Here is a 16,598-nt window from a genome sequence, read left to right on the forward strand (position 1 = left end):
ACGGACGACCGTGCCCCCCTGCTTGGGTCAGCCCTTCACGGGACCGCCGTTGATGGCGACGCGCTGGCCGTAGCGCGTGTACGGGTAGTAGTCGTAGGTCGCGTGGTGCTGCACGCACCGGTTGTCCCAGAAGACGAGCGTGCCCGGGGTCCAGCTCACCCGGCAGTGCAGGACCGGACGGCAGGCGACGGTCTCGAAGAGCATGTCCAGCAGCGCCTGGCTCTCCTGCACGGTCAACTGCGGGATGCGGCTCGTGTACGCCTTGTTGACGTACAGCAGCTTGCGGTCGGTCTCGGGGTGGCGGGCGATCAGCGGGTGCTCGCTCTTGGGGATCACGTAGTCGGCCGGCGGCGTGTAACCGGCCAGGGCCTGGGCGCCGTCGTGGACGGCGGTGAGGGGGTCCAGGAGGGCGCGCATGGTCGGCGAGAGCATCTCGTAGGCGAGGTGCATGTTCGCGAAGAGGGTGTCGCCGCCGCAACCGGGCTCCGGGACCTCGGTGATGTAGAGCATCGAGCCCAACGACGGTTCCGTGTCGGCCGTTCCGTCGGCGTGCCAGCCGTTGCCCGCGACGTTCGCCGCCGCCGACGTCGTACGGATCTCCAGGACGTACGGGTCGCCCTCGGGCGGCGGCGGGTTGACGGGGCGCAGCTCGCCGAAGGCGGAGGCGAAGCGCTTCTGGTCCTCGGCGGTGATGGTCTGGTCGCGGAACACGAGCACATGGTGGTCGCGGAACGCCGTGCGAATCTCCTCCAGTTGGTCGGCGGGAAGCTCCCGCGAGAGGTCGACGCCCGACACTTCGGCGCCCAGCACCGGTGTGATGCGGTCGACCGTGAGCGTGCGGTAGGGGTGCAGGGGGCGCGTGGTCACCGCTTCCAGCGCGTCGCGTTCGTAGGACTCCATGACAGTTCCTCCAGGGGGTGAACAGAGGTGGATGGGGTGCGGAAGAGGGCGAGGGGAGAGGAGTTTCAGAGGCCTCGGTCGGAGCGGGGTTTCAGAGGCCTCGGTCGAGGAGTTCGGCCAGGACGATGCGGCCGAAGGCGAGGTTGCCGTGGATCTCGTCGTCGGCCTCGCACAGCGCGGGGCGTTGGAGCCCGTCCGGCCCGGTGGTCCGGGGCCGCAGGTCCACGACCTCGACCCCGAGGTCCTCCACGGCCAGCCGGATGTGTTCCTGTGCGGCCATGAACACCGCGTGATCGGACTGACCCGGGACCCGCTGCGGTGGCATGACCGCGAGGACCCGGAGCCCGAGGCCGACGCCGTACCGGTAGAAGGCGAGCGCGTCGCGCACCGCGGCCCGCACCACGGCCCCGAAGAGAGGAGAGGCCAGGAACGCCGGCGGGACGGCACCCGAACTGTCGCGGTACAGATCCCAGTTCTCCCGCAGCGCGACGAAGTGCGCGCAGAACCCGAACGTCGCCACCAGAGGGATGCCCACCTCGGCCAGCCCGCCGACCTCCAACTCCTTGAGGAAGCGCCGGTAGTGGTCCTCGGCCTCCGCCGAATGGAACACGATGTCGTTCGCCGCGGTCGGTGTGTCGCGGACGGTGAAGAACCGGTCGGTGAACTCGCGCCCGGCGCCGATGGGTCCGCCCAGGAAGGGCAGTCCCGCGGCGCGGGCCGCCTGCCCGATCGGTCCCGCGTGGGAGTCGCCGAGCAGCAGGAACCTAGCGGGGGCTGTAGTAGTCAAGGACGGCGTCCTCACAGGCGGCATCTCCCGAACGGGCCTCGGTGGCAGGGGCGTCGTACGTCGTACTCGGGGCGTCGGTCCGGCTGTCGAGTCCGGCCATGAAGTGCCGCATCACGAAGTCGACTCCCTCGGGGGTCACGGTGCGGTGGTTGGGGCCGAAGAACCGGCCGCCGAAGACGGGCCCGGTGATGAGTTCGTAGGACGGGAAGTAGTCGATGTCCTGGTCTTCCGCGGCGAGTTGACCGGCCACCGCGCGCAGTACGGCCTTGGTGTGGCCGTTGGCGGGCAGCGCGTGGCCGCCGGTGGCGGTCGCGGTCAGCGGCTGCGGCGACACCGTCAGCAGGACCCGCAGACCGGGGTTGACCGTGCGGGCCAGCGCGATCGCCTCGGTCATGTCCCGATGAGCCTCGGCGAAGGTGAAGGTGTGCAGGGTGTACCGCTGGGCGTCGAAGGTGCCGCGCACGGTGCCCGGGCAGGTGGGGTGCACGGTGCCGTGGGCCGTGTCGTGCCACGCCTCCGTGAGTCCCATCGTGAACACCAGGCAGCTCGCCGTGGTGATCGCGGTGCGGATGGCGGCGAGGGTGACCTCGCGCGCCTGGAGCATCTCCGCGGGGGAGGCGAACCCGTCGGGCTCGATGGCGGGCCGGAACGGATCCACCCAGCGCTCCCCGTGGGCCCATGCCTCCTCGGGTGGCCGCGTGTGCCCGAGCGCCCAGGACAGCCACTGGCGCAGCACCGCCGGCGTGTAGATGTTGCCGGTGCGGAAGGAGAAGGCACCGAAGCCGCGGTCCTGGCGCTGCTGCCGTGTCAGCCCCGGTGGCGCGGGCTCGGCGTCCACCCAGTTCATGCCCGAGTCCAGCAGCGCCCGCCCGATCCGCGCGGCGAAGCACGAACCGGCGGTGACGATCGGGTCGTCCTGCCCGAGGGCGAACTTCGCCGTCCAGACGTCCTCTATGTCCAGCGGGTCCGGCTCCGCGACGGCCGGCCGCCAGAACGACCTCGCGGGCAGCGCCTGGTACGGGTTCGCGGGGTGGACGGGGGGAGGAGCGGTACTCACGGGGTGTCCTCCGATTCCTGGTCGTGGCGCATCCGGTCGTCGGATGCCGGCTCCGTCAGCGTCGCCGCGAGAACCTTGGCGACCGTGGTCACATGCGGGGGCGCGACGACGCCGTAGTGGTCGGTGGGCAGGGTGCGGCGTACGGCGGAGGCGGGCAGGCACGCGTCCCATTGCCGTTTCGTCTCCAGCGGGTCGACGGGCCTGGGCAGACCCGCCGTCGGCTCCGCCGCCAGCCACAGGTGGGTGGGCACGGAGGTCAGCGGGCGCACCTGGTGCTCGCCGAGGCTGCGCAGGTTCGCGCGGCAGCAGCGGGCCAGGTTCTCGGCGTATGCCCGCGCCTGGGGGCCGGACAACGACGTGGTGTCGTAGCCGAACTCCGCCGTGAACACCTGCACCAGATGGGTCTCGTCGTAGGCGGCGACCAGGGTGTCCGCCACGGGCGGGGGCGGGTCCAGCAGGTGGAGTCCCGCCAGTTGCCGTCCGGCCGATTCGGCCAGCGCCGCCATCTCCATGGCCACCCGAGCTCCGTACGACCAGCCGGCCAGGACCAGCCGGTGCCCGGAACCGTCGAAGCGGGCGCGGAGCGCGGCGTCGTAGAGCCGGGCACGCTCCGCCAACGACCAGGCGGGCAGGTCCGGTTCGCGCAGCGCCGGGTCGGCGATCAGGCACACGGTCGGGTCGGGGCCGAGTGCCACGACCAGGGAACGGTAGGCCTGGATGTCCCCGCCCACGGGGTGGACGAGGCACAGGACGGCCGTCCCGGTCCCCTCCTGCCAGACGTCGAGGCCGACTTGGGGCGGCGCGCCGCTCTCCACCTGCTCGACCGGAGTGAGGGCCGTCTCGATGTGCTTGAGGATCTCGGTGAGACTGACCCGGTGACTGAACGACGACAGGTCGAACGCGATGCCGTACTCGTCCTCGACCTCGGCGATCAGGGTGATCAGGGTGAGGGAGTCGGCGCCGAGGTCGTACAGCGAGTCGTCCGGGTCCAGTTCCGACACGCCGAGCAGGTCCAGGACCACCTTCTCCATGGCACGGGCCCGCCGCGCGGCGTCGCTGCCGGCCACGGCGACGGACGCCGAAGAGGATGATGCGGCGGGGGCGTTCGGTGACTCCGGCGGGTCGTAGAAGACGCGGGAGGCCTCGATGTCCGTTGTCGAGACGTGGAGTTGGGGCAGCTTGAGCGCCAGGGCGCGCCCGAACACCGCCTTGCCTTCCTCGACCGTCAGCCCGACTGCCAGATGCGCCTGATGGCGGCTGTCCGTGGTCAGGGTCCGGGTCGCCATCCCGGTCTCGCACCAGATGTCCCAGTCGATCGCGATCCTGATCGTCGCCTCGTCGTCCGTGGCGCGGTGGTGGGCGAAGCCGTCGAGGAGGCTCGCGCCCGCCGCGTAGTCGCTCTGGCCGACGCCGCCGAGCACGGCGGACATCGACGAGCAGTACACGGCGACTTGCGGACGGAAGTCCGCGATCAGGCGCTCCACGACGAGCGCACCCCGTTCCCGGACCGCGGCGGCGCTGCGCATCGCGTCGGCGTCACGCCGTGCGAGCAGCCCTCCGAACCCCAGCCCGGCCGAGTGGGTCACGCTGTCCAGCCGCGAGGCGCGTGCGGCCACCGCAGCCACCGCGTCATCCACGTCGAGTGCGGCCAGGTCGGCGGGGACCAGGTCGACGCGGTCGGCCCACGCGGTGAGTTCGGCGGGCAGCCGTGGCTCTCTCGACAGCAGCAGGACCCGTCCGCCCGTGTGCTCCAGCAGCCAGGCTGCGACTGCCCTGCCGATCCCGCCGGTCCCTCCGAGCACCAGATGCACGGTGTCCGCGCCGGACGGTACGCCGGGCCCGGTGCCGGACGACACGGGTACTGGCGTGGTGTCCGGACGCCACCAGTAGCCCTGCCGCAGCGCGAGTTGCCGCGGCGGAGAGGGGGTGTTCGCGGGCCGAGGGCGCCGTGCGTCGGCGATGACCGAGGCGACCGGGCCGGCCCAGCGGGTGAGGTCGGCGTCGGGAAGGTCCAACCAGTGCCCCGCCAGAACGGCTTCCTGCGGGGCGACCTCGACGGGCCCCGCAAGGAGGGCCAGTTCGGGCCGGTCCACCGTTCCGGCCACCGGGCGTGCGCCGTACGACAGCCACCACACGCGTGGGGAGCCGCTCCGCCCGGACAGCGCCTGGGCCAGGGCCGCCGTGGTGTCGAGGCAGGCGTGGCGGGCGTGTTCCACACTGGCGGGGGAGACCGGACCCGTCACGTCCAGGGGCAGCGCGTGCACCCACTCGACGGCGTCGAGAGTGAGGTCACCCAACTCCTCGGCGAGCACGTCGAGCAGGCGGCCGAGGCTCTGCGGGGCGGCGGGGTCGACTGCGAAGGTGTCGGGCCCGGTACGGGCGAAGGCGCCGGCCGGGTGCACCCTGATGACACGGGACGCCATGGCCTCCAGTGGGGCGAGGGCTTCAACGCAACCGCTCTCGGGCGCGTTGGGCGACGTGCCCGGCGCCGCCACGACGACCACGACCGGTGCCGCGTCGAGGTCTGGCGCCTCACCGCCCGTGCCCGCGTGCCGTAGCCGGACCCACGTCGGCTGGTGCAGCCAGTCGGCCTGAGGCAGCCGTTCGGGCCGGTCCGTCGCTCCGCCGTGGCCGGCCGGTTCCCGGTGCGCGCGATCGAAGGCGTACTCCGCGAGCGCGAACGAAGGAGGAGGGAAGTCCCACGGGGCCTGGGCCGAGCCCGGCGCCGCACGCCAGTCGACGGGGTGCCCGGCGGCAAAGGCGTCGGCGAGGTCCCCGGCCGTGCGGTCGTCGGCGGACACCTGTGCGGCGTCCGGGTCGGCGTTGCCGTACGTGACCTCCCCGGCGGCCACCGCGCGCAGCCAGCGCACCGCGGACTCGGGGCCGGTGACGGCCGCCGCCGCGCGCACCTTGCGAGGCGTCCGGCCGCTCTGGAGGTGGTGAAGCACGGACCGATAGAGGTCGGGCCGGAGTCGGAGGTAGTCGGCGATACGGGCCGCGTCGGCGGTGAGGGCGTCCGCGCCGGATGCGGACAGCACGAGGCACTCCACCACGGAACCTGCGCCGTCCCGTACCTCCTCTCCGTTGCTCTCCTCCACGATGACGTGGGCGTTGGTGCCACCGATCCCGAAACTGCTGACGGCGGCGACCCGTTGACGTCCATCGACCCAGGGGACGGCCCGCGTCGGCACGTGGAAGGGCGTGGGGTCGGTCCCGATCTCCGGATTGAAGGCCCGGAAGTTCAGCGTGGGCGGAACGGTCGCCCGGTGGACGGCGAGGACGGCACGTACGAGGCCCACCACTCCGGCCGCCGCACCCATGTGCCCGAGCTGGCTCTTGACCGAACCGAGCGCGCATCGGCCCGACTCGTCGACGTCGAACGCCTGCCGCAGGGCTCCCACTTCGACGGGATCGCCGAGCCGGGTGCCGGTGCCGTGGGCCTCGACGTAGCCGATGTCGGCGCCGGTACGTCCGGCGCGGGACAGAGCGGTGCGGATGACCTCGCGCTGCCCGGCGAGCGACGGGGCGGTGTAACTCATCTTCGCCGCGCCGTCGTTGTTGATGGCGGAGCCGGTGATGACGGCGTAGACGGTGTCGTGGTCACGCCGGGCCAGTCGCAGCGGCTTCAGCACGACGACGCCGACGCCGCTGGCGCCGACCGTGCCGGTCGCGTCGTCGCTGAAGGGCCGGCAGTCCCCGTCCGCGGAGAAGATGTGCTGGGGACGGTAGCGGTAGCCCTCGGCCAGCCCCGGATCGATGAGCACCCCGGCGGCGAGCATCACGTCGGCCTCGCCCTGCCGGAGCAGTCCGGCCGCCAGATGCACGCCGACCAGGGAACTGGAGCACGCGGTCTGGACGCTGAAGGCGGGGCCGGTCAGCCCGAGCGCGTAGGCCGCCTTCGTCGCCAGGAAGTCCTTCTCGTGGTGCAGGGCGAGGTGGAAGCCGTCGGGCAGCCGGTCGGGATCCGTCTCACGCAGCATGCTCTGGAAGTAGGTGTTCTCGCCCGCCCCGGCCACCAGTCCCACCCGCCCGGCCGACGGGTCCGCTATCCCGGCGTGCGCCAGGGCCTGTACGGAAGCCATCAGCAGATGGCGCTGCTGCGGGTCCATCAGACGTGCGTCCTGGGGGCTGATGCCGAAGTGCGCGGGGTCGAACTGGAAGGGCCCGTCCAGCGTGCTGTGCGCGCCGATGACACCCTCGGGCGCGTCGAAGCGACGGATACCGGTGCCCCCGGAGACCACGAGGTCCCAGAACGCGGCCAGATCCGCGGCGCCCGGCACTCGCACCGCCATGCCCACGACCGCGATCGGCTCACCGGGCTCGGGCGGCGCATCCCCGCGAGGGCCCTCGGTACGGCTCCCGCGGGGCTCCGACCGGCGGTCGAGATGGCTGGCCAACTGCCGTACGGTGACGTGCTCGAAGAGATCCGCGACACTGAAGCGCAGTCCCAGCGTGGTGGTGCAGCGCAGATGGAAGCGCATGAGGGTGAGACTGGAGGCGCCCGCTTCGAAGAAGGTCTGATCCGGCTCGATGGCGGCCCCGGTGACCTCCTCGAACGCGGCGACGAGCCGCTCTTCCCGGGCGGACAGCCTGATGCGGGCTTCGGTCACCGTGCGCCGGATCTCCTCACCCGGCACGCGCAGGGCGGCCTTGCGGTCCAGTTTCCCGCTGGGGGTCCGTGGCAGGACCGCGAGCCGCCGGAAACGGTCCACCCGTACGTAGGACGGCAGCAGTGCTCCCAGATGCGAGGCGAGGTCCTCGGCGGAGGGGGACTCGCCGCGTATCTCCAGGCAGGCCGTCAGCGTGTCGCCGTCTCGGGCGACGACAGCGTTGGCGACCTCTGGATGGCGCAGCAACGCCGCTTCCACGGAACCCAGTTCGAGCCGATGGCCGCTCAGTTTGATCTGCTGGTCGTCGCGGCCCGCGTAGTGCAGCAGCCCGTCATGGTCGAACCACGCCCGGTCGCCGGTCCGGTAGAACAGGCCCTCGCCGGCGATCTCGACGAACCGCCTGTCATGGGGGGAGGGCTCGTCCGCGGCGCTGTCCGTGAGGTAGCAGCGACCGGTCATGGTTCCGCCGATGAGCAGTTCACCGACGTACCCCGGCGGCACCGGATCCCCCTGGGCGTCCATCACGCGGAGGTCGGCGCCGGCCACCGGACGCCCGATGGCGGGCCGTTCGGGCCATCGCCACGGATCGCCCTCCAGGCACAGGGCGCTGACCACGTGTGTCTCGGTGGGCCCGTAGTGGTTGAACAGGCGTGCGCCGGGCATCCCGGCGAACCATCGACGGACGGCGTCGGTGCACACCAACTGCTCGCCCGCGGTCACCACTTCACGCAGCCGTGACGGGAACCTGCCCGTACGCACCCCGTACTCCGCGAGCAACTGCAGAGCGACGTACGGCATGAAGACTCGCTCGGCGCCCGCCGACTCCAGTCGGTCCAGGAGCGTGGGGGCGTCATGGCGCCATTCGGGGCGGACGAGCCGAAGACTCCCGCCGGTGCACAGCGTCCCGAAGATCTCCTGGAAGGAGACGTCGAAGGACAGCATCGAGAACTGCTGGGTGACCGCCGGTGCGTCGAGTCCGCCAGGTCCGGACTGCCACCGGATGAGATTGCACAGGGTGCGGTCGGACACCTGAACGCCCTTGGGGACCCCGGTGGAGCCGGACGTGAACAAGGTGTACAACGGCCGGTCACCACCGTGCCGAACCAGGCCGCTCCGCTGTCCGGCCGAGTCGGAGAGGACCACCCGATGACGGGGCACGGCGTCGCTCTGGAGCAGTGCCTCCAGTCCCTCCTCCTTGTCCTCCGTGACCAACACGCACAGCGGGTCGACCCGTTGCAGCACGCGGCGCAGCGCCTCGGCCGGGTAGGAAGGGTCGAGGGGCACAGCGGTGATGTTGAGTCGCGCGAGGGCCAGCAGGGTGACCACGTGCTCGGGCGACGGATCGAGGTAGAGCGCGGCCCGGCAAGCCGCGTCTCCCGAAGGGATCGCGTAACGTCCGGCCAACTCCGCCGCCAGCGAGGCCGCATGGGCGTCGAGGGCCGCGTAGGTCAGGGCGATCCCGTCGGTCGTGACCACGGCGGTGGCGTCCGGGGTCCGTGCTGCCTGCCGCTCGAACCCCTCGGCGACCGTGGTGAACCCCGGCTCCGGAGCGGGACCGTGACCGTGGGCGGGCAGTGAGTGGCGATAGGGCGCGACCAGTTCACGTGCGGTGATGGCGCCGCCCGACACGAGGGCGTCCACCCCGCGCCGCACGAGTTCGGCCATCGCCTCGACACTCTCGGCGGTGAACCGGTCCTCGGCGAACTCCCACAGCAGGTCGAGTCCGTCCGGGTGCTCGATCACGGACACCGTCAACGGGCACTTGGCCTCCGACACGGCCCACCACAGGGGGCGCTGTGCGCAGCCGGGCAGCCGCAGCGCGTCGAAGTCGGTGTTCTCCAGGACGAACAGCACGTCGAAAGGGGCCCCGTCGCCGTCGCCGACGGCTTCCCAACCCGTCAGCACGTCGGCGAAGGCGACGTCTTGGCGTTCCAGCACCCGAGCCACCTCGTCCGCCGCGCCGATGAGCTGAGCACGGAGCTCGGCACCGGGCTCGACGGTCACGGGCAGCAGCACGGTGTTCGCCATCATGCCCACGCTGGACTCGAACTCGCGCACGGGCCGGTTGGCCACCGGAGCGGCGACACGCGGACGGACCAGGCCGGTCACGCCGTACAGGCTCCACGAGAACACGCCGAGGAGAACCTGGAAGCGGGTCAGTCCCGACTCGACGCAGATCCGGTCCACCTGGGCCCGGCGTACGACGTCGAGCGAGGTGTGCAGGAGGCCTGCCTGTGACGCGGTGGCGGGGGAGGAGTGCAAGGGCGAGGTGGGGAGCGGCTCCCGGGGTCCCGCGTCGTCCAAGCCCCTGTAGTGGGCCAGGAGTTCGTCGCATCGGGAAGCATAGGAATCGGTCGCGAACCAGTCCTTCTGCCAGGCGGCGAAGTCCAAGGGGGTCGCGGCCGGATCGCGTGCAGGGCCCGCGTCCCGTGCGTAGGCGTCGGACAGATCGCGCAGCAGGATGCTCAGCGACCAGCCGTCGACGGCGATGTGGTGCATATGGAGCAGGAGCGTCCCGCCGTCGGCGCCGGGCAGCCAGCAGACGCGGAGCATCCGGGGAACGGCCAGGTCGAAGGGGGCTGCGGAGAAGTCCGCCGCGAAGGCGCGCGCCTCGTCCTCGTCCCACTCCCGCCGGCTGCCGTCCGGTTCGTGCCAGGGATCGTAGGGGTCCGCGACGGTCTGCTGGAGCCCGTCGGGCCCGAGAGCGAAGCCGGTGCGCAGCGCCGCGTGGCGCTCGACCAGATCCCGTGCCGCGCGCCGCAGAGCGGCGGAGTCGACGGCGCCGTCGAGACGGAACGCCTGGTGCACGGAGTAGGCGCGGGACCCTGGCGCCTGCCGCTGGAGCAGCCAGAGGCGCTGCTGTTCGCTCGTCGCGGGCGCCGACCCGGCCCCCTTGAGGACCGGCGTCGGGTAGACGCTGCCGTCGTCCCGTCCGGGCGCGGTGACGGCGTCGGCGATGCCGGCCAGGTCACCGTGCAGGACGGCGGCCTGGGGCAACTCCCGTCCCCAGCGCTGCCGTACGGCGAAGCAGAACCGCAGGGCTCTGAGCGAGTCGCCGCCGGCGGCGATCCACCGGTCGTCCAGTCCGAGCCCGCTGACGCCGAGGATCTCCTCGGCCAGCTCCAGGACCTCGCGCTGTGCCCGCGTGGCGCCGGGCGCTGCGGAGGTGACCGGCCGCCACGGACGGTCGGCGCTCCGCAGCAGTGTGGCCTGGTCGACCTTGCCGTTGGCGTTCAGCGGCAGTTCCGGCACGAGGTGGATTCGGTGCGGGCGCATGTAGGCGGGCAGGTGCGCGGCGAGATGCGCGGCGAACTCCTCGTAGGAGGGCGCCGGTTGCCGCATGTCCAGGACCACGAACGCCAGCAGCTCGTTCGGTCCGTCCTCGTCCGCGCGACGCGTGCACACGTACGCCCGCCCGACCGCCTGATGGGCGAGCACATGCCGTTCGACCTCGCCGGGCTCGATCCGGAAGCCACGGACCTTGACCTGACGGTCGGTTCGGCCCACGTACTCGACCCGGCCCGCGGCATCGGCGCGCACGAGGTCGCCGGTGCGGTAGTACCGCTCGGTGCCGCCGTCGAGCCACCCGAGCCGTAGGAAACGGCGCTCGGTCTCCTCGGGGAGATTCCGGTACCCGACAGCGAGGCCTTCCCCGCTGAGCAGGAGTTCGGCCGTCTCACCGGGCGCGGCCACCCGCTCCTGGCCCGGTACGACGAGAACGGCACCGGTCCGGGGCAGGGGGAGCCCGATCGGGACCACATCACCGTCGAAGTCACGCGGGATCGGATGGCTCAGGGCGAAGGTGGCCGACTCGGTCGGTCCGTAGACGTTGAACAGCCGGGTCGCGCTGTCGGGGTTGTCGCGGTACCAGCGCCGCATCACCCGGGCGTTGAGCTGCTCACCGCCCACCAGCACCTGCCGGGTCGCGGCGAAGCAGTCCGGAACGGCGGTCACCATGGCGTTGAACAGCGCGGTCGTGACGAACGCGGTGTCCACGCGCTCGCGCCGCAGCGCCTCGGCGAACCGCTCGGGCGTCTGTACGTCGGTGTCCCGCAGGACCACACAGCAGCCCCCGGTCACCAGGGGCGCCCAGACCTCGAAGCTCAGCGCGTCGAAGGCCGGGTTGGCGAGACTGGCGTACCGCAGGCCGGATTCGATGCGGAGGTAGTCGGGACCGGACAGGGCCAGCCGCAGGATGCCGGTGTCGCGGACCTCGACACCCTTGGGACGCCCGGTCGTTCCGGACGTGTAGAAGAGGAACGACGCCGACTCGGGAACGGGCGGCGCCTCCACCGGGGCGGACATGGCCGCGACGGCCGCCTCGGGCAGCATGTCGTCGATGGCGAGCGCGCGCACACCCGGCGGGAGTCGGAAGCCGATGTCGTCGCCCGTGTGGATGAGGGCGACCGCCCCCGAGTCCTCCAGGATGAAGGACCGGCGTTCGGCGGGGCTCTGCGTGTCCAGCGGGACCACGCGCGCGCCCAGCCGCAGAACACCCAGCATCGCGCAGACCAATTGCCAGGAGCGCGGCAGTGCCACGGCAACGGCCTGCCCGGCGGTCACGCCCGCCCGGCCGAGCGCCTCGGCCGCGACGGCTCCCGCCCCGTCCAACGTGACGTAGTCCAGGTGTACATGGCCGTCCGCGACCGCCTCCGCCGCAGGCGTGCGGAGGGCCTGCCGGTGCACCTCCAGCGCGATGCCGCTCGACGGGTCGAGCTCGGAGAGGGGCCCCTCACCGGGGGTGGATTCGACGCGCGCGTTCATCGTGCCTCCGACGTGCCGGGAAGGGTGGTGCGCGGCAGCAGGGACCCGTCCGTCCCGATGGTCGCCAGTTCGTCCAGCTCTGCGAGCAACACCGCTGCGACGTGCGGCAGTTCGTCGCTCTCCAACATGTCCCAGTGGCCGCACGCCACCGGCTCGACCGCGAACGAACCGCTGACGCGCCGCCCCCAGAACGCCCGCAGCCGCTCGGCCGCGCCCTCCCGGTCCTCGTCCTCCACGGCCGTGGCCTGCATCAGCACGACACGCCCCGGGGACTCGGGCACGACGTAGTCGTTCGCCGTCGCGCGATGGTGGTTGTAGACGGTGAGGTAGCGCGCCACCTGGTCGTCGTCGATGCCCGGGTACATGCCGTTGAAGCGCACGAGCTTGTCCCGGAACTCCTCCATCCCGACCGGCTCGATCGCGGCGGCGTCTCCCGCGTCCTGCGCACCGTGGGTGTCGAGCAGGACCACGCCCACCCGCTCGTGCCCGGCCGCCACCAGGAGACGGCCCATCTCGTAGGCGATCAGGCCGCCGAAGGACAGTCCGCAGAGGACCAGGCTCTCCTCCGGGCGGGGGCGGACGAGGCGCAGGTAGTCCTCCGCCATCGCCTCGACGTCCGGCAGGGTCGCCTCACCGGGGTTGATGCCGGGTGCCTGGAGGCCGACCACACCGACGTCCTCGGGCAGCGCCGCCGACAGCGGCAGGTAGCAGAAGGCGGTTCCGCCGGCGGGATGCACGCACACCACACGCCGCTGTCCGTCCCCGGCGCGGAACTCCACCAGGTTGCCGGGCTCGGCGGACGTCCCGGACCGGCCACCGGCGTCGGCGCGTACGCGCTCGGCGAGGGCCTCGATGGTCGGGTGCAGCATGACCTCCCTGACCGGCAGGGGCACGCCGAGTTCGTCCTGCACGGCGGTCGCCATCTTGATCGCGGAGATCGAAGTGCCGCCCAGCTCGAAGAAGTTGTCCCCGATGCCGATCTCCGGATGGATCAGCACCCGCCGCCAGACGCGGTACAGGGCCATCTCGACATGGTCGCGCGGAGCCGCTGTGTTGACCTTGCCCGTGCGGGCCTGCGCCACGGCACGCAGTACGGCCGTACGGTCCACCTTGCCGCTGCGGTTGAGCGGCAGCCGCGGGAACTCGGCCACCACGACCGGGATCATGTAGTCCGGAAGGCGGTCCTTCACCGCCGTGCGCCACTCGTGCGCCGTACGCGTCCGTCCCGTCTCGGGCTCGCAGCCCACCCCGGCGACGAGGTGCGGGCCGCCCGGGGTGTCGCGGTCGGCGAGGACCACGGCCTCCCGCACGCCCGGCACCGCCAGCAACGCGGCCTCGACTTCTGCCGGTTCGATACGGAAGCCGCGCAACTTGAGCTGGTCGTCGGCGCGGCCGACGTACTCGGCGTTCCCGTCGGGCAGCCAGCGTGCCAAGTCGCCGGTGCGGTAGACGCGTTCGCCCGGGACGAAGGGGTCGGGCAGGAAGCGCTCGTCGGTGAGGTCGGGCCGGTTGAGGTATCCGCGGGCCAGGCTCGCGCCGCCCAGATGGACCTCGCCGACCACGCCTGGTGCGACGGGACGCATGCGGTCGTCGAGCAGGTAGAGGCGGGTGCCGCGCAGGGGCCGTCCGATGGGGCACGGCCGGTCCAGCGGCTGCGGGTCGGTGTAGGCGGTGGAGTAGAGCGTCGCCTCGGTCGGGCCGTACCCGAAGCAGACGCGCAGACCGGGCAGCACCTGGGTCATGCGGTGCAGGGCGCTCTCGGGGAGGGATTCCACGCCGGTCAGAAGGTGCCGCAGGCGCAGCCCGGCCAGCCGCGCGTGCGGGTCCTCGTCGATCCACAGGACGAAGGAGGGCGGCAGGAAGGCCTGGGTCACCGCGTGCGCGCGCAGCCAGCCCATCAGGGCGCCGGGGTCGCCGCGCATCTCGTCCGGCACCACATGGAGGACCGCGCCGGTGGTGAGCGGCATGAGCAGCTCGTGCACCGATGCGTCGAAGCCGATGCTCGACCAGGCGGACGCCGCCTCACCGGGGGCGTCACCCATCAGGGCGCGCCAGTGGTCGAAGAGGTTCACCACGCTGGCGTGGGTGACCGCCACGCCCTTGGGCCGGCCGGTCGACCCCGAGGTGTAGATGACGTAGGCCAGCCGCGACGGATCGGCTCCGGCGATCCGGGGTGGCTCGTCGTGGGCGCCCTCGGCCTCCAGCTTGGCCAGGTTCAGCCACCCGGGCCGGCCGTCGTCGTCGGGATCGGGCCGGTCGGTCAGGACGAGTACGGGTGCGGCGTCGTCGACCATGGCGTTGAGCCGCTCCGGGGGCTGCCCGGGGTCGAGGGGCAGCCAGGCGGCGCCGGACTTGAGGATGGCGAGCACCCCGACCACGAGATCGGCCGTCCGCCCGGCATGCAGGCCCACGACCCGGTCGGGCCCCGCCCCGCGGGCTGTCAGCGCGTGGGCGAGCCGGTTGGCCCTGCGGTCCAGCGTGGCGTAGTCCAGCTCGACATCCCCGGCCACCACCGCGGCCTGCTCGGGCCGGGCGGCGACCTGGGCGGCGAAGCGTTCCAGCAGACCGGGTGACGGCTCCCCGGCCGACGGACCGGGCCAGGGATTCCCGGCCGGTGGACCGGGTGACGGCTCCTCGACCGACAGGCCGGGCGAGGGCTCCTGGCCCGCCGCGGGGCCCTGGCTGAAAGTGGCGAGCACATGCCGCTGCTCGTCCTCGTCCAGCAGGGTCAGGTCGGCGACCTCGGCGTCCGGCCGGTCCGCCATCAGCCTCAGGACGCGCAGGAACTGGCGTATGTACCGCTCGACGGTCGCGCGGTCGAAGAGCGCCACCGCGTAGTCGATCTCCCCGTTGAGGACGCGGCCTTCGTCCGCCAGCGCCAGCACCATGTCGAACTTCGCGGGGACATGCGCGGCGTCCTCCCTCAACTCCACCGTGAGGTCGGGGAGGTCCAGTTCCTTCCGCATGGAGGGGACCCACGCGAACATGGTCTGGAACAGTGCCGTGTAGGCGGGGCTCCGCGGCGGGTTGACCAGTTCGACGACCCGCTCGAAGGGCAGGTCCACATGCTTGAGGCCGTCACGGACCCGCTGGTTGACCCGCTCGAGCACGTCGCCGACGGTGGGGGAGCCGGACAAGTCGGCCCGCAGGGCAAGGGTGTTGACGAAGAAGCCGATCAGGTTCTCCACGTCCCCGCGGCGACGGTTCGACGTCGGCGTGCCGACAACGATGTCTTCCTGGCCGGAGAGCAGCGACAGCAGCACCGACCACCCGGCCAGGACCGTCGCGAACAGGGAGACACCGTGGTCCGCGGCGAGCGCCCGAAGCGCCGCCGTCAGTTCCTCGTCCACGACCACGGGCACCCGGTCACCGCGGAAGACCTGCTCGGGCGGGCGGGGCCGGTCGGTGGGCACGGAGAGCACGGCGGGCACGTCGGCCAGTGCGTCGGTCCAGTACTCACCGTGCGCGGCGGGCTCCTCGCCCTCCATCCACTGCCACTGCCAGCGGGTGTAGTCGCTGTACTGCCAGGCGATGTCGGGCAGTTCGGCGTCCCGGCCCTCCTGGAGCGCCGTGTAGAGCAGGCCCAGCTCCTTGAGGAGCAGGGAGCGGGACCAGCCGTCGAAGATGATGTGATGAGCCGTCAGCAGCAGGACGTGATGGTCCGGTTCCAGCGCCACCAGGCAGCCCCGCACCATGGGTTCCTCGCCCAGGCGGAACGGCGCCCCCTCCGCCTCCTGCCGAATCCGCGCGTACCGCTCCGCCGCGTCCGGCGTCCCTGTCAGGTCCTCGAAGGTCACCGGGAACCGGGTGTGCGGCGGATCGACGACCTGGAGCGCCGAACCGTCGTGCGGCACCAGCCGGGTCCGCAGTGCCTCGTGCCGGGCGGCGAGCAGGTGCAGTGCCCGGAGCAGCAGATCCCGGTCCAGCCGCCCGCGGATGTCGAAAGGCATCGGCTCGTTGTAGGCGGCGCTGGCTTCCCCGTCCATGCGGGCCATGACCCAGAGACGTTCCTGCGCGAGGGAGAGAGGCGCGGGAGCTTTTCCCGCGGGCGGGTCCTCGGCGGGTTCCTCTGTGGATTCACGACGGGAGCGGGGGGTTGCTGCGTGTGGGGAGGAAGGCACGGATTACCCTTCACGAGAAAGAAACGCGACGGAAATCGGGACCCGAAGATCTGGGCGGTCGATGGGGTCGACGACGGTCGATGCGGGAAAAGGCGCTGTCGCGCGAATGTGCCCGATACGGCCAATTTCGTGGGCATGGGGCGAGGACGGCGGTGCGAGCCCGCGCGCCGAGGGGGCGACGTGTAGGGGGAGGGCATCCGGTCAGGTCAAGGCGCCGGACGTAGGTATGTTGGGGGGGTCGAGTTCTTCGGGCGGTCACCCTGGGGGCGGTCCGGCGACCTGTCGCGCATCCCGAAAAGGAGTGCGCGCCGACGTGGTCGCGCCGCGCTTGGAACGACCGGTGTCGCCATGCGTTATGG

The 16,598-nt window shown here is 72.0% G+C and carries 5 protein-coding genes; all 5 read right to left on the reverse strand.

The features are described 5' to 3' along the window. Window positions 1-27 precede the first annotated feature (27 nt). Window positions 28-900: a TauD/TfdA dioxygenase family protein gene (locus ACIPSE_RS11480; RefSeq protein ID WP_401660614.1), complete on the reverse strand. Its 873-nt coding sequence runs from the start codon at window positions 898-900 to the stop codon at window positions 28-30. A gap of 91 nt (window positions 901-991) precedes the next feature. After that, the gene (locus tag ACIPSE_RS11485; protein WP_401660617.1) at window positions 992-1,702 is read right to left on the reverse strand and encodes a hypothetical protein; all 711 of its coding nucleotides are present in this window, start codon (window positions 1,700-1,702) and stop codon (window positions 992-994) included. Continuing rightward, a complete protein-coding gene (locus tag ACIPSE_RS11490) occupies window positions 1,665-2,744 on the reverse strand; it encodes a GSCFA domain-containing protein (protein ID WP_401660620.1) in 1,080 nt (359 codons plus the stop codon). Before ACIPSE_RS11490 ends, ACIPSE_RS11485 begins: the two co-directional genes overlap by 38 nt. Continuing rightward, window positions 2,741-12,118: an amino acid adenylation domain-containing protein gene (locus ACIPSE_RS11495; RefSeq protein WP_401660623.1), complete on the reverse strand. Its 9,378-nt coding sequence runs from the start codon at window positions 12,116-12,118 to the stop codon at window positions 2,741-2,743. Before ACIPSE_RS11495 ends, ACIPSE_RS11490 begins: the two co-directional genes overlap by 4 nt. After that, window positions 12,115-16,239, reverse strand: coding sequence for an amino acid adenylation domain-containing protein (locus tag ACIPSE_RS11500; protein ID WP_401660626.1), 4,125 nt, complete (start codon window positions 16,237-16,239; stop codon window positions 12,115-12,117). Before ACIPSE_RS11500 ends, ACIPSE_RS11495 begins: the two co-directional genes overlap by 4 nt. Between the last annotated feature and the right edge of the window lie 359 nt (window positions 16,240-16,598).

It is taken from the genome of Streptomyces sp. NPDC090106, from assembly GCF_044747265.1.
Classification (GTDB): Bacteria; Actinomycetota; Actinomycetes; order Streptomycetales; family Streptomycetaceae; genus Streptomyces.

Excerpts from the sequence above, each read along its gene's own strand:
- ACIPSE_RS11480 (WP_401660614.1), bottom strand. The coding sequence starts at position 900 with ATGGAGTCCTACGAACGCGACGCGCTGGAAGCGGTGACCACGCGCCCC.
- ACIPSE_RS11495 (WP_401660623.1), bottom strand. The coding sequence starts at position 12,118 with ATGAACGCGCGCGTCGAATCCACCCCCGGTGAGGGGCCCCTCTCCGAG.